Consider the following 23,191-nt stretch of genomic DNA (forward strand, 5'->3'; position numbering starts at 1 on the left):
GGTTCCGTCACATTTTCTTCACATTTTTTCACAAAGTTTTTTATTATGCATCCTCAAGTATTCTTTTTTACTTTCTGAATCCCTCGACTTCAAAGCACAAAAAAGAGCCCTTATTTTAAGGACTCTTGCGCAAACTTATTTATAAAAGCAGTGATAATATGCTTGGAAGACCACTGTTCTTCCGATACTTTGGTAATCGGATAATCACGAGAAAAGATTGATTTTGTTATTTCTTCTACTGAATAACCTTTATCAAATAATTGCCTTATATTGCTCTCCATTTCTTCTAAATAAGCAATTTTTTCTTGTATTTTCGCTCGACCATCCGCTAAAAAGCCCGCATGACAGCAATAAACTTCTTCGAAATCATAGTTTAATATTTTCTGCAATGACGCCAAGGTATGTACGATATTTTCTTCATCAAGGACAACCTTAGTTTTCGTCTGAATATACAAATCACCTGTAAACATTGCACCTGTTTCCCGATTGTAAAATGATACATGATCTGTCGTATGCCCCGGTGTTTCGATAACATCCCATGTAGCTGATTTCGTTTGTAATGTATTGCCTAAAGGTTGAGCAATAAACGCAGGTCGCTCCCCCCATAATGCCTGTCGATAAAAAGGATATTCACCATCCTTTGTACAAAGACTTACCGAATCACGGTGAACATAGATAGGAATACCCTTATGTTGCTGAATCCATGCTGCATTTCCTGAGTGATCCTCATGAGAATGAGTGAGCGCTAATTGTTCAATCAGTATTTCGTTAAAAAAGGATTGGAACTCCTGTGAAAGTGAATATGAGCCTGTATCAATTAGTAAACCATCCACAAAAAAACTATAAACACTCATTCCTATCCCCTGAACTGCCACTTTACCGTGAGCACATCGCACATCACGATTTTGTTGAATCTCTATACTTTTCTCTCGTTTAATCATCCTTTTCCCCCTTTGTAAAAAGAGTGTAGCATAAAATGAATAACCAGTCATTTTATGAATACATCACAACTCGTATTGTTATTACTCGCTCTGACGGGGCTATCCATCATTTTGACATTTTTATCCACGTTTTGAGCAGGACTATCCACGTTTTTGGATTTCTATCCGTCGCTCTGACGATTCTATCCACGATTTGAGCAGGGCTATCCACGACTTTGGATTTCTATCCGTCACCTCGGCTCTTCTTTCCGCCGCTCCTACCTTTCTTTCCGTCGCTTCAGCTCTTCTTTCCGTCGCTTCAGCTTTTCTTTCCGTTGCTTCGGCTCTTCTTTCCGTCACTCTAATTTCTATCCGTCACTTCGACTCTTCTTTCCGTCACCTTGGCTCTTCTTTCCGTCGCTCTGATTTCTATCCGTCGCTGCAGCTTTTATTTCCATCGCTCTTGCCTTTCTTTTCTTTCCGTCGCCTCTGCTCTTCTTTCCGTCGCTCCGCCCTTACTCCCCTTTCCACTCCAATAAAAACAAAAAACGCCCACAAAAGTGAGCGTTTCTTCCTCAATCATTTATTCATTAGTTCCTTTTTCTACATCATATTGTGTAATCCAGTCACTAAAGCTACCTACATATAGTTGAATATTTTCATAACCTTCATCTGCTAGTACTGCATACAATGGAGATGCTGTAACACCGCTGCCACAATACACAACAACGTGCTCGTCTTGAGAAACCTTGCTGCGTAACTCATCATTCGCTTGTAGACAACCATCTGACTTTAATTGTTCCCAGTCAAAGTTTTTCGCCGTTGGTATATGCCCAGCTACCATATCAAGAGGCTCTATGTCACCACGGTAGCGAGCTGCGGCACGTGCATCAAGCAACGTCGCTTCGACTTCTCCATCGACAATGGCTTTAACTGCTTCACGCGGAGCATACAGTTCATCTCGCCAAACAAATTCAATCGTAGATGGTGGGTATTTTATAATGTCCTTTGTAAAAGATATTTTTTCCTCGAGTGCAGGTGCACCACCATTCACAATCACTACATTTGAAAAGCCCGCATATGTCAGCATCCACCAGGCACGTGGTGCAAATGGGGCAGCGCCTTGATCGTAAACGACAATTTGATCTTCATAATTTAATCCTAATCCTTGAAATAATGCCGATAGCTTTTCTTTATTTGGCATAGGATGGCGGCCATTGCTAGACCCCATATCTGATAGATCCTGCTCTAGATCGATATAAATCGCTCCTGGTGCGTGTCCCTCTTCAAATAGTTTATTCCCTGCCTCTTTGTTTTGTAAATCAAAGCGAGCATCTACGAAACGGACTCCATCTAACTGAATTTCCTCAACTGATTTGAATACTTTTCCCAAACGAATCACCTCATGCGTATTGTAATTGTTCGTAAATAGCTTTCCAAGAAGCTAAACGACTTTCTTCCTGAAGTGCAAGTCTTTCTGTTGCAATTTGTTCAAGTGCCTGATGGTAAATATGCAGACGTAATTGCTCTGCTTCCTCAGCAATATTGGTAATAGCCCATGTCATAAGGGATACTTTCTGTGAATCTAAATAGTTTTGCGCATCTGGTTTTGTTAATACTTCAAGCGCCTCACTTAGCTTCACTTTTTCATTTTTCTCAAAGAATGCCTTTTGATTGCGGAAGTGTGATTTAACACCCGAATATTTCGCGATATCTGTAAATGGTCCTTCAAAATCAAGTAAATCTGGCTCGGAAGATTCAAACGCTAGGAACGAGAAGCTACGGTTTAATTCTTTCAGCTCACGTACTTCATCTTTAAAGCGTAATTGCATCTTCTTACTAATAAACTGTGATAAACGGAAGTTTGTTACACGCATTTCTTGTGTAAAGTCAAAGCGTAAGCTTTGCATTACTTCTTTTAAAGCATGCTCTAATGCTTGCTGAGCTGGCATTGCTGCAAATGTTGAAGGATTGTAGCCTTCCTTAAAGAACTCTGGGTAACGATAATACACACGCTGAAGAACATAATATAATAATTCATCAAGTTCTTGCTTCGTTTCACTTTCTAACATACTTGTATTAAGTGAATTAAACTTCGATGTTATATGCTGTTCAAGAGTTGTTAATTCCTCTAAACGTTCATCCTTACGCTTTAAGTTCTCTTCAGTCTGCGTAATTAAGTCACCTAAACGTTGCTCCGTTTTATCAACTTCCTCTGCAAGTGCCTGAACAGCCAATGCACTTAATTCATCATTTAAGAATGTGTGGAAGGCATCTTCGAAAGGTGGCATACCTGATGTTAAATCTGCACCCTCTACTTTTTCCTTCAATGCCAATAAGCTTGACACACCGTAAAGTCGAGGGAAGCGAATGCCAAAGCGTTGTAGCTCTGAACGTACATAGCCTTTGACATCTTCCTGCTCTTCTTCTGTTGTCGCTAAATCAATCGCATTGACGATAAAGAACATCTTATCAAGTTCGAAGGCATCCTTCACACGCCCTAACTGAATTAAAAACTCACGGTCAGCTTTAGCAAAAGCATGATTATAATAAGTAATAAACAAGATTGCATCAGCATTACGAATATATTCAAATGCAACTCCTGTATGACGCGCATTAATAGAATCTGCTCCTGGTGTGTCAACAAGTGTCACACCCATTCGTGTTAAAGGACAATCATAATAGAAATCAATATTATCGACAAAGCATGATTTATTTTCCTGCGCAACAAATTTTTCGAACTCTTCACGGTTAACACGTAATACTTTTCCAAGCTCAGACTTAAATGTTGGGAATCCTTCTTTATATGCACGAATAAATGATTTATGCACATTTAAGCGTTCGTCCGATAGCTGTACCGCAAGTCCTTCATCTGCACGAGTAAATGCCTCTTCTAAAGAAGAAACTGATAAACCTACTGCTGCATATGAAGCTTGAATATCCTCTAGCATTTGGTCAGCTGTTTTTAACAGTACATCGGCTGTTTCATGCGGATGCTCTGGTGTCACAGGACGAATTTTATTAATAGCCGCTGTAGTTGGGTTTGGTGATACTGGTAAAACTTTAGCACCCATTAACGCATTAGAGAATGAAGATTTCCCTGCACTAAATGCACCGAAAAGCGCGATTGTGAAATCTTTTTTCTGTAATCGTTCTACTTTATTTTCTAAGTAAGTTGCTACTTCCGCAAAGCCTTGTACATCCTTTACCGAATTTGCCGTATGAAGTGCACGCTTAACTACACCTTCAATAGGTAGGCTTGTTGCACTTACTGCTTGCTGTACCTCTTCCTGTTGTAACGCTTCCTCTTTTGGCTTTAACATCGATTCATCAAACAATCGAATATCCGCTAAATCTTGCTTAAAGGCTTGATCCCAATTTGAAAGCTGTTGATTTGCTAGCTGACGTATTTCAATGCTTGCCTGATGCATAATACTCGCACTATATTGTTGATAACCCTCGATTTCAAGCACTGCCTGAATAGCATCAACTTTCGCTTGCATCCCAGCCATTTTTAATTTAGATGGTGCTGCTGTTTCAGTAGCCACTGCTTCTAAAGTTGTCGCTTGTGCATCCTTCCAATTATCAGTTTCCTGGATGAAGTAGCGTTTTGTTGCCTCTGCTACACGGTTTGCGAAGTTTAGAACTGCATCTCCAGTTAATAGAGCACCAACTTGTACCTGCTGCTCAATAAGGGAGAAAGGTAATTCAAAGGCGTAGGCATCAATAGCGGTAGCACGTTCTTCATTTAATGCACTAACATCCTTTAACACCTTTTTCATTAGCCCTTTTAAATGTCCAGTAATTTGCGCATGCACAACATTTTGATAGGCACTATAGGCATCCTCTTTGCGGCGGTTACGCTCTTCCTCTGTTTTTTTCTTAGCAGTAAATAAGCCTCCTACTTTGAAACCATCTTGCTGACTCTCTAAATATAGACGTAATTTATCGCGTAAATCAGCTGGCATAATGGCTGCATTCGTAAGAAGTTCTTTACGCTGGTCCTCGAACGTTTCATTCCAGGCCTCAATCGAAAACAATTCAACTTGACGATTTAGCTTATTGTACTGCTCTAAAATATCTTTATGGTTTGCCCAGTCATCGGCACTTAATACATCTTCATCGATGTCTAAACGATCTTCTCTTTCTTCTGTTAAATAAGTGTCATGTTCACTTTGTAATAAACGCAGTGTATTTGATGCTGTCTGTACAAGTTGATCCTGCCAATCATTCATACTATCCATAACAATTTTTTTAACAGCTTTAAAATCATTATAAGGGTGCTCAGGCTCTCTTAAAGAAGTGAAAAATACACCTTTAGGAACTACTCCCCAAGCTGCAAAGGAATTGTGAACAGTTGCTTTAAATTCCTCAAAGCTTAATTCATTTTCATTATGCTTATCAATCATGTTTACGATTAAATAAACGTTTGGATTGTACTTCATTAATTGCTTTGTAAATTGAAAATTCAATTCTGATTGCACATGATTGTAGTCCATTGTATAAAATACGATATCAGCAATATGAAGGGCTGACTCTGTTGACATACGGTGTGCATCATCTGTCGAGTCGACACCTGGCGTATCCATAACTGTGACGCCTAATGGTAATGTCGATGTACTATGACCAATTTCAATTTGAGACACTAGGTCCCCATTTTTACTAAGCTCTTTCACTGTTTTAAAATCATAACCCGCTTCAAATTTTACAGGTTTTTCATTGTGCATATAGACAATCGCAAAGTCTTCATCTGATTTATGGACTTTGACGATATTGGCACTCGTTGGAATAGGACTTGACGCAAGTAAATCTTCACCTGATAGCGCGTTAATCATGCTAGACTTACCAGCAGAGAAATGGCCAGCAAAGCCGATAACATATTCTTTTTGCTGTATTTTACGCGCAAAAAGTGATGTCTTATCCATACGCTCTGTATCACCATTATGCTGATAAATTATGTATTGTAACGAAGCTTGCTTTAATAGCGCCTCCAACTGTTGTTCAAAATCATTCATAAAACCAGTAACCCCTTTATTCATATTAATCAATTTCGCCTTGGCGTAATTGCCGCTGTCGCGCCGATCAACAATGCGTCGGATTTTTCCGCCGGAAGCTTTAGGCCAACAAATGTTTTTTGTGCGAAAGCGAAGCGGCAGCAACACGATGTTGGTCACTCAGTCGTTGCCACAGGACGTGGCGTTCTTAGACTGAGTTCCTCTATTTCAGTAATGTTTAGAAAGAAACTATATCCGCATTCATCTTACCACTTCAGAGGTGGTATTTTTCTGAATGAAGATAGTCATAATTAGTATTCTACCTTATTCGACAAACAAAGTATAACACTAATTTACTTTGAAAAGCATATATATAAAGGTTTCAGACGCCATATTCATCCATATCGTCCTGTTTAATCAAAAAAAATGCACTATTCAGGTTCACTATCAAAACGTGTGGTTGATTTCCGTTCCGACTGGGCGCTTTGTTGCTGACGCTTCGCTTTCGCACAGGTAATACATTGTTGCTGACGCTTCGCTTTCGCACAGGTAATACATTGTTGCTGACGCTTCGCTTTCGCACAGAACAAAGCTCTTGGGGGCGTCCGATGAGCCGCTTCGCTCCAAGGTCTCTAACAAATGGTATCTTCAATTTATGATAGTAGGCCATTATTTTTTTATAAAACTACCAATTTCTATTCCAAAATGGTTGCACAACTAAGTAAATAATAATTTTCTCCATATTTTAAAGTAAGGAAAATTAAGTTTTAAAAAAAGGTATTAGGCGATTGCAATACTAAAATTTCCAAATGCAGTCGAAATTTTAACCACAAAGCGAAATGAGGGACAAACAATTAAATGAGGTGATAAAAAAATGGTGAATTATAGGGATCACGGTAAAATCGAGCAAAAGTGTAAATGTGGGTGTGAAGATCGGTTTATTTGGCCTCGAATAAAAGCTAGTACCATTCCTTCGGTAGACCCTCCCCCAGTTATTACACCTAATGGAAATATCATTCCAACAGTAAATAGATATTTCTTTATTGCTACATCAGATATTCATTTAACGAATGGAGTGACTCTACCTGCTAGCCAATTTTGGGATGATGATGGAAATCCAGTAACTGAATTTAAGATTTTTAATCCGAATGGCTACGTTAATCTTTTTATCAATGCCGTAATGCAGGAAGGTGGAATTTATACTATAATCCCAACCTCGTTAACCTTAAGTCCAGATAATTCAACAATTTATAAAGGAACTCCAATCATTATAGAATCATTAGGATTTTCTACAATGTAAGAAACAAACCTGAAAGGGGGTGAAAATAAGTGGCACTTTCTATTATTAATATTCATGTCAATGTTACAAGTACTTCGACTAGATTTTTCAATGTTTTAGCTACACCTTTAACGATCTCTGATGGTACAACGGTTGCCGCTACTACCTTTTTAAATGATAGCGGTTCTGCTGCAACTACTTTCCCAATCGTAACAAACGGGTACTATAATTTATATATAAACGGGGTGCTTCAGGAGGGTGGTTCCTATTCTGTTTCTGCAACGGAATTAACATTCCAAACTGTTACAGGCACTTTGCCAGCAGGAACACCAATTATTGTTGAGGCTGTTGAATTAGTGACTACACTTTAATCATCTTGGGGAAATTGGGTAGAGAAAGAAATATATGTTGTTATACGAATCTATAAAAAAATAAACTTCATATAATAAAAATAATGGATGCCTTAAAAAACTTAAGAGCATCCATTATTTTTATTTTCCATTTGACATTTAAGCTCATATTTTTTTCATAATCCAGTGCACTCCGTGTTACACAGTGTTTGCAACTGAAATTTTATTTTTCTTTTGCTATACTGACATGACATCACTTCATTTGATGTTAGAATACTTTGACATGTACAAGCCTATTTGAATCAATGCATTAGATTGAAATCGACTCACAAATAGGAAATTAATTATTTGTTGCACGAATTGTCTCCTCGATACAGAGCCTAATGGACGTTATTAAATCTTGAATATTCCATCCCGGGATTTTTCCATGCTGAATCGCCAAATCAAATGACGCAGGAATATGAATAAATCCAGCGCGGACCCCTTTATGTTGCTTTGCGTAAACTAGCCCTTCATACATAATATTGTTGCATAAATAGGTACCCGCCGTATTTGATATTTCCGCTGGATACCCCTCTTTGCATAATCGATTCACCATATTTCTAATAGGTAAATTCGTTATATACGCGTCTTCACCGCCATCATAAATGCTCTCATCTGCTGGTGTATAACCATTATTATCCGCATCGCCATCTTTAATATTAATCGCTATTCGCTCAGGTGTTATTTTAAAACGTCCTCCAGCTAAACCTAATGAAATAATGATTTCTGGCTTTATCTCAGCAATATATTGTTTCAGCTGCTGAGCAGATTGCTGAAAATCTACTGACAAAATGCGTCCTATAATTTCATAGCCATCCATCATTTCTCCATGTAAGTTTTCTACAATTTGCATTGTTGGATTAATTTTATACTCAAGAAATGGTACAAACCCTGTTAACAATATTTTTGTCATGTTTTCTTCACCTTAATTTCTATAGGACGTCGCTTGATTGCCCATCCTTTTTATTATTTTTATTTACTGGTCCGAATTCTGTAACCGAAATAACAACTGAATCCATCAATGACCCACATTGCACTGATATACTAATTTTTTTAATTCTACAAAAAAATGCCTCCCATTTACAATATATTTCAGAAAAAACAAACAACTACCCTCTTTTTATTACAACAAAAATATGAAAGATCAATAAAAAAAGCATGATCTCAAAATTACTTAGACCATGCTCTAGCTATATAAAAATTGTCTTTATTGATACCCTCTTATTTCAAATGTGCAGTCGCCTGTTTCATAACGTGTTTTCCCACTCCAATATAGATAACCACTGCCGCTCCAATAAATACGAATGTCATCGCTAACCGCTCCTTTTAATATAAATATTTGTATTCGAAAAGACTTAACGTCCACTTATTGATTTTGAAAATCATTCTCATTAATATAATATAAATTTCCCACTAATTCGTCAAGACATACTTTCATCTTACCCATTTAACATGGTAAGATGTAGAAAAGTCGGAAAAAGGATGCGGTAATGATGAGTAATTCGAAGTACTTTCAAACTATTTTAAACGGGACAATTCACGCTTTAAAATCGATCCTTCCTATGGATATAGAGGTGAAAACACCTAGTATTATTTCTGAGCCATTTCAACAACAGCAAATGGGTGTTTTAATCGGTTTAATAGGAGATTTAAAGGGCCGTGTAATCATTGATTCCTCTCCTGAAATTTTTAGTGGTATCGGCAATATAATGTTTGGTATGCCTCTTGAAGGAGAAATGTTGGAATCCTTTACAGGGGAATTCGGAAATATGATTGCAGGAAATTTATGCACTACTGTAGGACAAGAAAGCTTAGAAATTGATATCACACCGCCAACAGTGATGGTTGGCAACACAAAGTTATACGGCTTTGAAAAGGCATTTATACTCCCTGTTACAATTCCAAGTGTTGGTCCGCTGACAGTTCTTTTAACAATTGAAGGAGAATAGAGTACTAGAATATCGAACTATTCCAAATGATATATCCTATGCCAATTCATTAAACATTTATGAACACACTTTGTCATTCTCTATAATTAACAGAGGATGCCCCATTAGGCTTAAGTCCAAAATACAATTAGTAAAATTTCTTGAAAATAAAGATATTTTAATAACAATTCCTCTAATTCTAACCAATAAGTGGCTATCTCAATGACTATTGAGGTGGCTATTTTTTATTCTACCCTCAATTTTTCACATTTTTTTCACACATTTCGCCAATATATGTGATTTTTTTCACATCTAAAAGAAATTTATTTATATATCATGGCAATAAGAAAGACACAATAAAAGCGTAGGAGGAGCAAAAATGGCAAATAAAAAAAAGTCAGATGAAAATTTAAAAGGTTCACTCTATGCGGTATTTGGAGTAGGAATCATCATTATCTTGCTTTGGGTGTACTGCTTCGATTTGTTCATCAATCGTTTTTAACTTCTTTCAGCAATTGTTTTTTGTAGCAAAAGTGAAGCGTCAGCTACAGATGTTTTATGAAACGTAAGTAAAACGTCAAGTCTTTTGTACCAAAAGCATAGCGACAGGTACAAAAGTCTCCACCTCTATAAGTGGTGGATGAATGCGGATTTAAGCTACTTTTCTGCGAGTATTCAAACGCCCGCTGAAAGAAGTTAAAGCCTCTGGCGGATGTCACGGAATCGGAAAAGAGTTCTTTGTGCAAGCACAAAGCCGATTTCAGAAGCATTGTTTATCTGCGCGAAAGCGTAGCGACAGCGGCAATTATGCCGAGGCATAATGATTCTACTAAGAAAGGACAGAGACATATGCACTTACATAAGTATGAAAAATATTGGCTTGTGTTTGGAGTTACTACTTTAGTAGCATTCCTTATCATTCTAGGCATCGGTGCATTCCATCAAGGCTCACATCCAAACAATGGTAAAAAAACACTAGATTATGAGAAAGTAAGAGAATTTGCACCCTTCGATAACCCGGGTGTACATAAAGTAGAAGGTAAAAATTGGGATTACGAAGTAGTTGTTTTAGCATCAGCATTTAACTACAATCCTCCAGAAATTGAAGTGCCACTTGGAGCTAAAGTGAAATTTATTGCAACGAGTGCAGATGTAATGCACGGTTTTGAAGTTGCAGGTACAAATATTAATATGATGCTTGAACCAGGTTACATTTCTGAATATGTAACTACAGTAAATAAAGAGGGAGAGTTTTTAATCGTATGTAATGAATATTGTGGTACAGGACATACGATGATGCACTCTATGCTAAAGGTGGTGAAGCCAAATGAGTCTCAACAATAATTTGACAAAAGTGGATCGTCGTGATGCGAAGCTAGCGATGGCACATATTTATGTGGCATTCATCGCATTGTTATTAGGGGGTCTTGCTGGTTTATTACAAGTTTTCGTTCGTTCTGGTCAATTTACATTACCAGCAGGCATTGGTTACTATCAAGTTTTAACCGTACATGGTGTTTTACTCGGTCTTATTTTAACAACATTCTTTATTTTTGGTTTCCAAATTGCTAGTGTTAGCCGTACGTCAGGGACTTTTTCAGACGGTCAACGTCGCCTTGGCTGGATCGGCTTCTGGTTAATGACTATCGGTACAGCAGCAGCTGCAACAATGGTTCTACTTAATGAGGCATCTGTTTTATATACGTTCTATGCTCCATTGAAAGCTCACTGGATATTCTATTTTGGCCTTACATTAGTCGTTGTTGGTTCTTGGGTTGGCGGCGCGGGTCAAATATTACGCTATGCACAGTGGCGCAAAGAAAACAAAGGAAGCGGACAACGAAGCCCATTACTATCATTTATGGTTGTTGTTAATAATTTAATGTGGTTTGTAGCAACTCTAGGTGTAGCTGCTTCTGTTCTATTCCAGTTACTACCATGGTCCTTAGGCTTTGTTGAACGTGTCGACATAGCACTATCCCGTACATTATTCTGGTATTTTGGTCATGCGCTTGTGTATTTCTGGTTATTACCAGCATACATGGTTTGGTATGTCATTATTCCGAAGGTTATTGGTGGAAAAATTTTCTCTGATTCTTTAGCAAGACTATCATTTATGCTATTCTTAATTTTCTCTGTACCAGTTGGGATTCATCACCAATTAACAGAGCCTGGTATTGCTAGCACATGGAAATTCATACAAGTTGTATTAACGTTTGCCGTAATCGTACCATCCTTAATGACTGCCTTTTCGATGTTTGCAATGTTTGAACTACGTGGTCGTGAATTAGGTGGTAAAGGTCTTTTCGGCTGGCTCAAAAAGTTACCATGGAAAGATGCTCGTTTCTTCGTGCCATTTATCGGTATGCTAGCGTTTATTCCCGGTGGCGCTGGCGGTATCATCAATGCTTCTTACCAAATGAACCAAGTAATCCATAATACTATTTGGGTTACAGGGCATTTCCATTTAACAATTGCAACAACAGCCGTTTTAACTTATTTCGGTGCAGCATTTTGGTTAATTCCATATTTAACAGGTCGTACATTGACTAAATCTTTAAACAATCTTGGTAATTTTGCCGCTATTTTATGGGCTACTGGTATGACAATTATGTCTTCCGCTATGCATATCGCTGGGCTGATCGGTGCACCCCGTCGATCTGATTACTCTGAGTATGGCGGTGCTCAACAAGCTTATGATTGGATTCCTTATCAAATCGCTCAAGCTGTTGGTGGTACGATTCTATTCATCGCTATCTTAATCATCCTTTATATTGTGGTGAAATTAGCATGGTTTGCACCAAAAGGAGAAGAGGAATTCCCAGTTGGTGAAGTACATGAAAACGGTGGTACTACTCCAGCTATCTTAGAGAACTTTAAAGTATGGCTTGTTATTTTAGTAGCATTAATTTTATTTGCTTATACTATTCCAATTATCGATATTATTTCTAATTCCCCTCCAGGCTCTAAAGGCTATAAACTTTGGTAACAATGTTTTGCATCTTCATAAAAAAAAGCGATTTCTCTAGCTGAGAAATCGCTTTTCACTTTGCTGAAAAAATGTAATTAAGGTATTAATTAAAGTAAAGCTTTTATGCAAAACGAGGGGTTGATTTCAGTTCCGGTTGGGCGCTTTGTTGCTGTCGCTTCACTTTCGCTACAGAAAACATTTGTTGCTGTCGCTTCGCTTTCGCACAGATAAAACATTTGTAGCTGACGCTTCGCTTTCGCACAGAGCATAGCTTCCTGGGGGCGTCCGATGAGCCGCTTCACTCGCGAAGCTCGCTCCAGGATCTTATCTGTGACGCAGATCCCCAAGAGTCGTCAGCCTCCACTTCAATCAACCAATTCACATAGCATATTTTTTATGTACGAAACGGAGCGGCAGTAACAAGATGTGTTTTTATGCCAAAGCGAATCAGCAAAATACTTAAACGGAGGAAGTTGCACAACTCCCTCCCCCAGGTGAGCGAGTAACTTAGCTCCACCCTCATCGAAAACGCCACAACATACAAAGTAATTTCCTTGACCATTTCCTTTTCGACATTATGAAAAGCGATTTCTCTGTAGTTGAGAAATCGCTTTGTCCTTTAGAGCTGATACAGCTTCGTATACTTTTCTTGTAAATAGTTTGCTAAATATTTGGCGTTTAAGCCTTCTCCTGTTGCCTCTTGTAACAATTCGAACGGCTTCTTCAACGCGCCGTATTGATGGACTTTGTCTGTTAACCACTCTCGAATTGGTAGGAGCTCTCCCTTTACTAACAGCTCATCAAAGTTTGGAAGATCTTTATCCATTGCATGCTTCCATTGTGCAGCGTAAATCATTCCTAAAGCATAGGATGGGAAATAGCCAAACATGCCCCCTGACCAGTGCATATCTTGTAGTACCCCTTTTGCATCTGTTTCAGGACGAATGCCTAAATATTCTTCGTATTTATCATTCCATACTTGTGGAAGATCTTTCGCTTGAAGATCGCCGTTGAATAAATCACGTTCAATTTCATAGCGAATCATAATATGTAGTGGATACGTTAACTCATCTGCTTCAATGCGAATAAACGATGGCTCCACCATATTAATTGCTCGTAGGAATTCAGCTAATGCTACATCACCAAATTGCTCAGGTGAATACTTTTGAAGTCGCTCGTAGTTATGCTCCCAGAACTTTTCGTTCCTACCAACAAAATTTTCATAAAATAAAGATTGGGACTCATGTATTCCCATAGATGTACCTGTTGCTAACGGTAAACCATCAAGCTTCACATCAATATTTTGCTCGTACATGGCATGTCCACACTCATGGATAGTTCCAAAAATTGCTGAGCGGAAATCATTTTCATCATATTTCGTTGTAATACGATTATCTCCATGATTTATGCCTATCATAAATGGATGCACACTTTCGTCTAAGCGACCTGCATCAAAATCATAGCCAAGTTGTGCTAACATTTCTAATGATAATGCACGCTGAGATTCACGAGGGAAATGCTTAAATAATAGGCTTGTATCTGGTTTCTTAGGTGAAGCTGCAATTTTTTGCACAAGAGAAACAATTGTTTCACGTAAGTCACTAAAAACTTGATCTAAAACATCAGTCGTCATATCAGGTTCATATAAATCTAGTAATGTATTGTATGGAGAACCATTTTTAATCCCCCAATATTGAATGAATTTCTTCTGCCAGCTTATAATTTCCTCTAGATAAGGTAGGAACAAAGCAAAATTATTAGCTTCCTTTGCTTCTTCCCATGCTGTTTCCGCTTTAGATTGTAAAATTACAAATTTCTTATATTCATCAGCCGGAATTTTTTTATTTTGATCATACTCTTTACGTACTTCCTCAACTAAACGCAGTGTAACATAATCAAGATCTGCCTTTTGCCCCTCTAGATCCGTTAGTAATTGCCCTAACTCTTCACTAGTTTGCATGTCAAATAAGGAGGCAGATAATGTTCCAACTACCTCTGAACGCTGAGCTAATCCCTTCTTAGGTGCACCCGTGCGCATATCCCAATAAATCACACTTAATGCTTCTCCGTAATGCTTCATTTTTTTTACATAGTCAGTAAATTGTTGTACGGTCATGCTAACATCCTCCTTTTCACGCTACTAGTTTATCATATTTTCGAAAATTTTGTATATTATGGACTTTATAGTATTTTTTATAGGAATAGTAACTGTTCACAATTTTATTTCTACAAAACTATTCCATTGCGAATAGCATATACAACCGCTCTCGTTCGATCCACTGCACCAATTTTTTGTAAAATGCGAAAAGAAACGTTTTAAAATCCATATTTTTTTCATCCAGTAAGTTGTTTGTATTTCATATAAATAATAAACCGACGAGCACATACACTACCAAGCGGTATAAACATAAGAGCATTCGTTAATGATATTACAGCATGCTCTTTTCCCCATTTTGCTGCAAGTAGACGCAAAAGAAGAATTCCTAGAAATACAATAACTCCAGCGACAGAGCTTTGTGTAGTTACGATTCCTCTTTCATGATTAACACGGATTTTTTCTAATTTTCCTCTCCAAATCCCGATACCTATGCCAATTGTTAAACAAATGAAGTACAAGATATAGCTTATCAGTGTTAATTTATCTGAACTTAAAATAGAAGTACACGTTATCCCAATTAACAAAATCGGTATTATCCACATTCTAGTTGGTCTAACTTTTTTCTCCCTTAACATAAGAAGAATCATGACTATAAGGACAACCAAGTAGCTACTCATTTCACTCATTTCTTTCCCTCTCTTTCTTTAATAAATTTTTAGTAAAAGTAGAATATCAATTATAGCTCGGCATAATTGCGTCCGGAAGGCAGAAGGCTTTTGGCCAAGACGAGTTGGTTACTCAGTCATTGCCACAGGACGTGGCGTATTTAGACAGAGTTCCTCTATTTCAGCGGATGTTTGAACACCCGCTCCAAAAGTGACTTAAAACCGCATTCTTCTTTACCACCAATAGAGATGGTAGACTTCTGTAGCTGTCACTTTGTTTTCGCTATAGAAAATAATTGCTGAAAGAAGTTAAAGAAAATAAAAAAAGTCCATTTTTTACGATTGATTTTTTTCCTGATAAATGACTTTGTTCCTCATAAAAAAACCTCCTCATTAGGAATGTAAAAGACTTTCGCCACCTTTTCATTTCTACTCGGAGAGGATCAACTTAATTGTAAGATTTGTATAAGTAGATGTTATTTTGATAACTCATATATCTACTTTTATGTACAATATAAAAATTATAATACCGCTGGGATTATATACTCTTTTATTAATGGCCATCTATCTCGTGGATTCATGATGAATTCTGAACTAATTGCTACAATCATATTCATGTTTGGTATACAACAAATCATATTGCCCCCATCCCCTATTGCTGAAAAGGTAGAAAGTCCATCTTCTTGCCGTAGCCACCATAAATAACCGTAATTGTTATGGTTCATCTCCGTTGATTTACGAATCCATGCCTCAGAGAGAATCCTTTTATAATCCCAAATACCATTGTTTAAATAAAGGTAGCCAAATCGTGCCATATCACGTGTAGTTAATGTTAGCCCCCATCCACCTGTCGAATGACCGTTTGGATCATGGACCCACCCCTTAACGTTTTTTCCGAATAAATCATCAAACCCATATGCGTTCATTTGATAGTTAGGAATTTCTTTCATGCCAAGCGGTGTAAACAAATGTTCATTAGCGAAAGCTCGTGCACTCTTGCCTGTACTTTCAGTAAGAATAGCTGACAATAAATGTGCTCCAGCTGTGGAGTATTTAAACGCGCCTAAATCCCCATTTTCACCTATTATATCAAGTGTATATTTTATCCAATCCTGCTGTTGACATAGAATATCTAGCGGTTCATGCCAATCCTCATATGGATATGGTACTGTCATCGTGAGAAGATGTCGTATTGTAATTTGCTGTTTCTGCTTATTAGCATCAGCACTATATTTAGGGAAAAAATCTAACACCTTTTCTTCAACGCTTTTAATATATCCTTTATCGATAGCGATGCCTATAAGTGCAGATAGTACACTTTTCGTTACAGATGCTACATGTTGACAATCATCAGGACTTTTCCCATTAAAATATTTTTCATATGCTAAATTACCATTTTTAATGATAACAATACCATTTATATTGTTATAATCACTTTTTATCGTGTGCTCTAGCTTGGAAAGCTTTTCATTATTCAAATATATGCTTTCAGGCTTTACCGTGTGCCAATTTATTGTTGTTTGCATAGGAACCTCCAAATGGTTTTGTCATTTTTTCTTGACAGGAAAATATACCTCAGTCATATAATCCTCAGAAGAGTTTGCTTGATTTGGATCTGTTACATATATTTCATATGGCGGCAATATCAATTCATAACCCTCGTTTTCAATCCACTTCATCAAATTAGCATAGACAGATGTTAATTCAGGATATGCTCCCTTTAAAACGGATTTAGCACAGAGACTACCAGGCAAATCTCTCGTTCCTTTAACAGACTCAGCTATTGGAATAGCGAACTCAGTATCATTACCAGTAGGGTTAAATTCAGGGCTGTGGTAAATCGTCATCGGCTTACCGAGTAAAGTAAGCTGCTCCGTCGCAATCTTTTCATATAGCTTGCTAAAATAGTTACCGTATCCTGATGAATAGTCATCACTGCTCATTATTAGACGCTTAAAAAGAATATTTATTGGCTTTGTTTCAACTAGCTGTACTTCGATATCGTCAAGGTACGACATGATTGGCAACCCCTTTTCTAAGTTTGCAATATCATGACTTAGTTGTTTTACAAGATATTCAAAAGCCTTTAGTTTTTCTTGCATCTCATTTCTTTTATGGTTAAGCGCAGAAAAAAGCATTTCTTCGGATTGATCCTCTTCCAATTCCAACATTGCTTTAATTTCTTCAAGAGAAAAATGATAGGATTTTAAACGGTTGATATAAAGCATCCTTTTTAGTTGTTCGATGGAATAATACCTATAACCGCTTTCAGCATTAATCTCATCTGGGTTAATTAATCCAATTTCATCGTAATATCGAAGTGTTTTTGTCGAGACACCACATATTTTTGAGAATTCTCCTATTGATAACACAAAACCACCTCATTTATTAATTTGTTACTTGCTACAATTCATTTATACACCTTCCCCTTAGGGCAAAGTCAATTACTTTCATTATTCCCATATGAACTACATTACGTGTGTTCCGGTGGCTCCAAGCCGTTTTTCAGCAGGTGTGTCCAAACATTCACCCTATCTTAAATTACTCAATTTGGGTTGTATATACCAAAGAAGCTCTCCTCATCATTTTCATGATCAAGGAGAGCTTCTTACTTTTATATAAATAAGGGGAAATACTAGCTTTTAAGTGCAATGTTCGGTTTCCAATCAAACATTTTTAAGCGCTAAATTTTATAACAACAAATATATAGTTGGGGATGCTACATATTAAAGAAGTTAAATGTTTTGACAAATTGTTAATACTTGTTTAACGGCTTCTGCTGATTGATGGAGCGCCTCTTTTTCTTCATTCGTCAGGTGCAACTCAATAACTGACTCAATGCCATTGCCTCCTAATATTGTCGGCACTCCTAAAAATAATTCGTGGTAACCATACTCTCCTTCTAAAAGGGCGATAGAAGGAATTATTTTACGTTGATCTTTCATGATGATTTCGACCATCTGTGCACATGCAGCAGCTGGTGCATAATAAGCACTACCATTGCCTAACAAACCAACAATTTCCCCGCCACCTTTACGTGTACGTTCTACGATTAGTTGCAGTCTGTCTTGAGGAATCAATTTTTCTAAAGGGATCCCTCCAGCATAGGAATATCGAATTAAAGGGACCATTTCGTCGCCATGTCCACCTAAGACGAATCCTGATACATCCTCCGGTGCAATTTGCAATTCTTGTGCCACAAATGTATTAAAACGTGCTGTATCTAACACACCTGATTGACCAATGATACGATTTTTCGGAAAGCCTGTTTCCTTATAGCAAACATAGGTCATGGCATCGACTGGATTGCTTAATATAAGGATTATGCTGTTTGGAGCATAATGTTTTATTTGTCTAGATACTTGTTGAATAATTTTTGCATTCGTCGTCACTAAATCATCTCGGCTCATGCCTGGTTTACGAGGAATACCAGCTGTAATAATGACAATATTTGCTCCAGCAATATCCTCATAATTGCTCGTTCCTTTAATAGAAACATTAAATTTTTCTATTGGTCCTGTTTGTAATAAATCTAGCGCCTTTCCTTTTGTCGGATTCTCCGCTTCTGGAATATCTAACAGGACAACATCTCCTAGTTCTTTTTGTGCCAAAAATAAGCTTAAAGTTGCACCAGTATGACCAGCACCGATTACAGCAATTTTACTTTTTCGAAATGTCATTTTTCATCACCTCGATTGTCAGCGGCTGCTGTTTCCGTCGTTTTTTTAACACGTGTTGCTGCTGGTGCAGATTTTTTCTTTGGTGCTTCCGGTCCTTTAACCATCTGAAAAACATCTTCATCAGGTCTCGGAATTACGTGAGCGCCTAATAGTTCTCCAACGCGCTTAGCTGCCTCTTTCCCAGCATCTACAGCTGCTTGAACTGAACCAACATCACCTTTAACTACTACAGTAACGATGCCACCATCAACAAATTCTTGTTTGACGATGGTTACATCTGCCGCCTTTATCATCGCGTCTGCTGCCTCATAAGAACCAACTAATCCTTTCGTCTCAATCATTCCTATTGCGCTACCCATTTTCCTCACCTCGCATCACTTCCGTGGAATCAATAATACCTATAACGACCGCATCGATAGGCAATGGATTTTCTTTCATAATATATCGGGATGATCCACCACTTGTAATGAGCACATCATCTCCGATTCCTGCCCCGATACGGTCTGCTGCTACAATTTCTGTTCGAATCGGCTGTTGATTAGAATCGATTGGTTGAATAATTAATAATTTTAAGCCATTCAACCCTTCTTCTTTACGTGTTGCCCATACACTACCGATAACTCTGCCCATCTGCATGAACTTCACCTCTTTATCCCGTATGGACTATTGTTAGTCAGAGCGAATTGTTAACGTCTTATTCAGCTCTCGTATTTTGTCATACGCCAATGCCGTCACAATGGTTTTCTTAGGAACAACAATTTCCGGTGCTTCTATTTCAAGCACTTCTACTTGCGAAAGCAGTTTCTTATCAAATAGATAGCTTAACGGTTTTTCAGCTTGACTGACGATTGGCGGAAGTTCTTTGACGTTCATTTTTTCCTTAGCTTGAGCATTGACAATTTCTGCAAATGTACCCTGTTGGATTAAACCTGCATTAGCCTCATCAGTATCGATATGCATCTCCAATCGATAACGCTCTGAAACGCGAATCATTACATTTGATAAAATAATCGGTCTTATACCTTCTATGTTAATTTGTACCGATTGTCCGTCCACTACTTGGAACTGAGCACTGTCAGTCGGTGACATATGAATATGTGCTTGTGCTATAATGAGTCCCTCATTAAGCACGACACTGCCCTTTGGACCAATTAGTGTAACGGGGCTAGAGCCTTTAATATCTCCTGATACCCTTAATGGTGGCTTAACCCCTAATTTCATCGCGTCTGTCCAACTAATTTCTACTTGAGATAATGAACGAGCTGGACCTAAAATGCGTACTCGTTCAATGGATCCCTTTGGACCAGCAATAACAACAGTTTCCTCAGCAGCAAACTGTCCTGGTTGTGAAAGCTCAAACTTAGGTGTTAATTGATAGTTTTCACCAAAAAGCTGCTCCACTTCCGTTTGAGCAAGATGTACATGTCGCGCTGATACACCGACAGGGATTTTTCCGTCATGATGAGAGGAAGGCTGATTTTTTAAAACTTGCTGTAACACTTCTTCAACAATTTTTTGGATTAAATTTTCCTGCATCTAACCTCCTCCTTATGTCAATGATCTGATAATTCTTCCTTGGGCTTGCTGTTCAATAAAGCCAGCATTTGCTTCATCTGTATCGATATGCATCTCTAGACTAAAATCGTTTGATACACGAACTACAACCCCACGAAATGTCACAGGTCGCTCACTATCAACTTCGACAGATACTAATTCATTATTTTGTACGTCCAATACTAACGCATCTTCTTCTGTCATATGAATATGTGCCTGTGCAATAATGACTCCCTGCTTGATGATTATTTCTTGTTCTTGATTAATTAATTTGATGCTAGCTGAACTTTCGATATCACCCGATTGTCTCAAAGGAGGGGTTAATCCTAATTTCATTGCATCTGTTCGACTAATTTCCACCTGTGTCGCCGCTCTTACTGGACCTAATACACGAACATTGTGAAGAACACCTTTTGGTCCCTCAATAGAGACACGCTCTTTAGCTGCAAACTGCCCTGGCTGCGAAAGATCAAAATCCTTCGTTAGCGTCGCATTTGGACCAAAAAGTACCTGCAAATCCTCTTCACTGACATGTATATGACGAGCTGAAATGGCCACAGGAAATGTTTTTGTCGCTGTATTCAAGTTAGCCACCTCTATATCTATTTCACTATATTGTTATAGGAAATGAAGCAGGATGAAGCGCAACGCAATGTGTAACATCCTGCCCTTTCCTTTATGATGTTCTTTCCATCGCTTTGACTTTCTTCCGTCACCCGAGGATTCTTTCCGTCGCTTCGGTCTTTCTTTCCGTCACTTCGACTCATCTTTCCGTCGCTTTGACTTCCTTCCGTCACTCGAGGATTCTTTCCGTCGCTTCGGTCTTTCTTTCCGTCACTTCGACTCATCTTTCCGTCGCTTCGGACCCTCTTTCCGTCACTTCGGCTCTTCTTTCCGTCGCCCTTGTCCGGACTGAAATAAAATTAAGCCTCTGCTTTTGGTAAAATTAATTCTAATTCATGGTGTGGGCGTGGGATTACATGAACTGATAGAAGTTCTCCAACACGTTGGGCCGCTGCTGCACCTGCATCAGTAGCTGCTTTTACTGCGCCTACATCACCACGAACTAATACAGTGACAATACCGCCACCAACATGTACTTTTCCTACTAAATTAACACTAGCAGCCTTCACCATTGCATCCGCTGCTTCAATTGCTCCTACTAATCCTTTTGTTTCTACCATTCCTAATGCTGTACTCATTTGTCATTCCTCCAAATTATTTATTTTGTAATGTTATTTGTTTTAATACTTGATCAACAATTTGTTGAACTACTGCTGTATCCAAAGATGGATCTTGTGCCTTGATATTCTCTACTACTGGTTTTGCTAAAAATTCTGGTTTTGGCACTTCTACATCTTTAATGCCATAAGCCATACGTTTAATATTCAATAAATGTCTCGCTGTAATGTTATCGGACGTAATATTGCCACCAAAAGTACCACACCCTAATGTAAAGGATGGTGCCAATCCAGTAGTTCCACCAACTGCGCCGATGGATGATAATGTATTAACAACAATTCTAGACACCGGTAATTCCACTGAAAACTGCTCAGCTAAAGCTGTATTTTCTGTATGAATCGAGCATGTATGCCCGCGTCCACCTATGTTTAGTAAATCAATCATTACCTGTTTTGCCTCTGTACTGTCCTCGACAGTGTATAACGCAAATATCGGTGATAATTTTTCCAGTGAAAATGGAATGTTCTTGCCAATCATCGTTTCCATACCAACAAGTACTTTTGTATCTTCCGGCACAGTAATACCGATAGAATCTGCTAAGCAAGCTGCTGACTTACCTACAATTTGAGGATTTACTTTCCCAGGGACTGGAGAAATCAGCTTCTCCATCTTCACCTTCTCTTCATCACTCAAAATATAAGCATTGTTTTTCTTTAGCTCTGTTAAAACTTGCTGTGCGATGACTTTATCTACGATAATTGATTGTTCTGTAGCACAAATTGTGCCGTTATCAAAAGACTTACTTTGCACAAGCTGGCGAACGGATTTGGATATATTCGCCGATTTTTCAATGTAAGCTGGAACATTTCCTGGTCCTACACCGTAAGCAGGTTTGCCCGAACTATAGGCTGCTTTTACTAGAGCACCGCCACCAGTCGCTAAAATTAAGTGAATATCTGGGTGCTTCATTAATTGCTGCGTAGCTTCCATAGAAGACATTGTTAAACAATGTAGCAATCCTGCTGGTGCTCCAGCTTGTTCTGCAGCTACTCTACAAATCTCTAAAGCTTCCTTTGTACAATCAACCGCATATGGGTGTGGGCTTAGTACGAGACCATTTCTAGTTTTCAATGAGATAAGTGTTTTAAAGATTGCTGTTGATGTTGGATTTGTTGTTGGTACGATGCCAGCGATGACTCCAAACGGACTAGCAATCTCTGTCACTTTCTTCATTCGATCGAAACCAACGACACCAACAGTTTTCAAATCTTTAATATCTTCATAAACATCTCTAGAGGCTACCTCATTTTTCATTTTTTTATGATTAGGTATGCCCATCCCTGTTTCCTGAACGGCCATATTTGCCAAACGTTCTGCCTCTTTATATGCTGCATCTGCAACAGCCTTGACGATATGATCTACTTGCTGCTGTGAATACTGCATGTAAGCAGTCTGGGCAATATTGGCATTTCTCACCGCGTCTCTCATTTCTTGAATTGCTAATAAATCTTTATCTAGTGTGGCCACT

The 23,191-nt window shown here is 38.2% G+C and carries 21 protein-coding genes; 6 read left to right on the top strand and 15 right to left on the bottom strand.

Annotation, left to right across the window (positions count from 1 at the left end; all coding sequences use genetic code 11):
- Positions 1 to 110 precede the first annotated feature (110 nt).
- The 3 genes from C7Y47_RS07775 to C7Y47_RS07785 all read right to left on the bottom strand — a co-directional run bounded on the left by C7Y47_RS07775 (position 111) and on the right by C7Y47_RS07785 (position 5,935).
- Positions 111 to 941 (bottom strand): MBL fold metallo-hydrolase, encoded by an 831-nt coding sequence (locus tag C7Y47_RS07775; protein ID WP_142508259.1) that lies wholly within the window; start codon positions 939 to 941, stop codon positions 111 to 113.
- 562 nt (positions 942 to 1,503) lie between these two features.
- The gene (locus tag C7Y47_RS07780) at positions 1,504 to 2,313 is read right to left on the bottom strand and encodes a sulfurtransferase (RefSeq protein WP_142508260.1); all 810 of its coding nucleotides are present in this window, start codon (positions 2,311 to 2,313) and stop codon (positions 1,504 to 1,506) included.
- Between the two features lie 10 nt (positions 2,314 to 2,323).
- On the bottom strand, positions 2,324 to 5,935 hold the full coding sequence (locus C7Y47_RS07785; protein ID WP_142508261.1) for a dynamin family protein: 3,612 nt from the start codon (positions 5,933 to 5,935) through the stop codon (positions 2,324 to 2,326).
- An 853-nt stretch (positions 5,936 to 6,788) separates the two neighbouring features.
- On the opposite strand from C7Y47_RS07785, the gene C7Y47_RS07790 reads away from it, so the two are divergent.
- Together C7Y47_RS07790 and C7Y47_RS07795 are read left to right on the top strand one after the other, a co-directional pair.
- A complete protein-coding gene (locus C7Y47_RS07790; protein WP_142508262.1) occupies positions 6,789 to 7,214 on the top strand; it encodes a DUF4183 domain-containing protein in 426 nt (141 codons plus the stop codon).
- A gap of 29 nt (positions 7,215 to 7,243) precedes the next feature.
- On the top strand, positions 7,244 to 7,564 hold the full coding sequence (locus C7Y47_RS07795) for a DUF4183 domain-containing protein (RefSeq protein WP_142508263.1): 321 nt from the start codon (positions 7,244 to 7,246) through the stop codon (positions 7,562 to 7,564).
- Between the two features lie 319 nt (positions 7,565 to 7,883).
- Here C7Y47_RS07795 and C7Y47_RS07800 read toward each other — a convergent pair whose 3' ends face one another.
- The gene (locus C7Y47_RS07800; protein WP_142508264.1) at positions 7,884 to 8,498 is read right to left on the bottom strand and encodes a pyroglutamyl-peptidase I; all 615 of its coding nucleotides are present in this window, start codon (positions 8,496 to 8,498) and stop codon (positions 7,884 to 7,886) included.
- 580 nt (positions 8,499 to 9,078) lie between these two features.
- On the opposite strand from C7Y47_RS07800, the gene C7Y47_RS07805 reads away from it, so the two are divergent.
- The 4 genes from C7Y47_RS07805 (at position 9,079) to C7Y47_RS07815 (ending at position 12,502) form a co-directional block, all read left to right on the top strand.
- Positions 9,079 to 9,534: a chemotaxis protein CheX gene (locus C7Y47_RS07805; RefSeq protein ID WP_142508472.1), complete on the top strand. Its 456-nt coding sequence runs from the start codon at positions 9,079 to 9,081 to the stop codon at positions 9,532 to 9,534.
- A 358-nt stretch (positions 9,535 to 9,892) separates the two neighbouring features.
- The gene (locus C7Y47_RS25555; protein ID WP_255505077.1) at positions 9,893 to 10,015 is read left to right on the top strand and encodes a hypothetical protein; all 123 of its coding nucleotides are present in this window, start codon (positions 9,893 to 9,895) and stop codon (positions 10,013 to 10,015) included.
- A gap of 347 nt (positions 10,016 to 10,362) precedes the next feature.
- On the top strand, positions 10,363 to 10,857 hold the full coding sequence (locus C7Y47_RS07810; protein ID WP_142508265.1) for a cytochrome c oxidase subunit II: 495 nt from the start codon (positions 10,363 to 10,365) through the stop codon (positions 10,855 to 10,857).
- Complete coding sequence (locus C7Y47_RS07815; RefSeq protein WP_142508266.1) at positions 10,841 to 12,502, top strand: b(o/a)3-type cytochrome-c oxidase subunit 1; 1,662 nt, start codon at positions 10,841 to 10,843, stop codon at positions 12,500 to 12,502. Before C7Y47_RS07810 ends, C7Y47_RS07815 begins: the two co-directional genes overlap by 17 nt.
- A gap of 601 nt (positions 12,503 to 13,103) precedes the next feature.
- Here the strand turns inward: C7Y47_RS07815 and C7Y47_RS07820 are convergent.
- The 11 genes from C7Y47_RS07820 to C7Y47_RS07870 form a co-directional block, all read right to left on the bottom strand.
- On the bottom strand, positions 13,104 to 14,600 hold the full coding sequence (locus C7Y47_RS07820; protein WP_142508267.1) for a carboxypeptidase M32: 1,497 nt from the start codon (positions 14,598 to 14,600) through the stop codon (positions 13,104 to 13,106).
- A gap of 218 nt (positions 14,601 to 14,818) precedes the next feature.
- Positions 14,819 to 15,268 carry a CcdC protein domain-containing protein gene (locus C7Y47_RS07825; RefSeq protein WP_142508268.1) on the bottom strand — a complete coding sequence of 150 codons (450 nt, stop codon included), beginning with the start codon at positions 15,266 to 15,268 and terminating at the stop codon, positions 14,819 to 14,821.
- Between the two features lie 500 nt (positions 15,269 to 15,768).
- Positions 15,769 to 16,773, bottom strand: coding sequence for a serine hydrolase domain-containing protein (locus C7Y47_RS07830; RefSeq protein ID WP_142508269.1), 1,005 nt, complete (start codon positions 16,771 to 16,773; stop codon positions 15,769 to 15,771).
- Positions 16,774 to 16,794: 21 nt separating this feature from the next.
- Complete coding sequence (locus C7Y47_RS07835) at positions 16,795 to 17,619, bottom strand: MerR family transcriptional regulator (protein ID WP_142508270.1); 825 nt, start codon at positions 17,617 to 17,619, stop codon at positions 16,795 to 16,797.
- A 363-nt stretch (positions 17,620 to 17,982) separates the two neighbouring features.
- Positions 17,983 to 18,927, bottom strand: coding sequence for a malate dehydrogenase (gene mdh / locus C7Y47_RS07840; RefSeq protein WP_142508271.1), 945 nt, complete (start codon positions 18,925 to 18,927; stop codon positions 17,983 to 17,985).
- Positions 18,924 to 19,286: a BMC domain-containing protein gene (locus C7Y47_RS07845; protein ID WP_142508272.1), complete on the bottom strand. Its 363-nt coding sequence runs from the start codon at positions 19,284 to 19,286 to the stop codon at positions 18,924 to 18,926. Before C7Y47_RS07845 ends, mdh begins: the two co-directional genes overlap by 4 nt.
- Entirely contained in the window at positions 19,279 to 19,563 is a 285-nt protein-coding gene (locus C7Y47_RS07850; RefSeq protein WP_132359031.1) for a EutN/CcmL family microcompartment protein, read from the bottom strand. Before C7Y47_RS07850 ends, C7Y47_RS07845 begins: the two co-directional genes overlap by 8 nt.
- A 33-nt stretch (positions 19,564 to 19,596) precedes the next feature.
- Positions 19,597 to 20,463, bottom strand: a complete 867-nt coding sequence (locus C7Y47_RS07855) for a phosphate propanoyltransferase (protein ID WP_142508273.1) — start codon at positions 20,461 to 20,463, stop codon at positions 19,597 to 19,599.
- 12 nt (positions 20,464 to 20,475) lie between these two features.
- A complete protein-coding gene (gene pduL, locus C7Y47_RS07860) occupies positions 20,476 to 21,066 on the bottom strand; it encodes a phosphate propanoyltransferase (protein ID WP_142508274.1) in 591 nt (196 codons plus the stop codon).
- A 338-nt stretch (positions 21,067 to 21,404) separates the two neighbouring features.
- Positions 21,405 to 21,683 (bottom strand): BMC domain-containing protein, encoded by a 279-nt coding sequence (locus C7Y47_RS07865; RefSeq protein WP_053482447.1) that lies wholly within the window; start codon positions 21,681 to 21,683, stop codon positions 21,405 to 21,407.
- A 16-nt stretch (positions 21,684 to 21,699) separates the two neighbouring features.
- Entirely contained in the window at positions 21,700 to 23,190 is a 1,491-nt protein-coding gene (locus C7Y47_RS07870) for an aldehyde dehydrogenase family protein (RefSeq protein ID WP_142508275.1), read from the bottom strand.
- Position 23,191: the final 1 nt, after the last annotated feature.

The sequence above is a fragment of the Lysinibacillus sphaericus genome (assembly GCF_006864135.1).
In the GTDB taxonomy this organism is placed as follows: domain Bacteria; phylum Bacillota; class Bacilli; order Bacillales_A; family Planococcaceae; genus Lysinibacillus.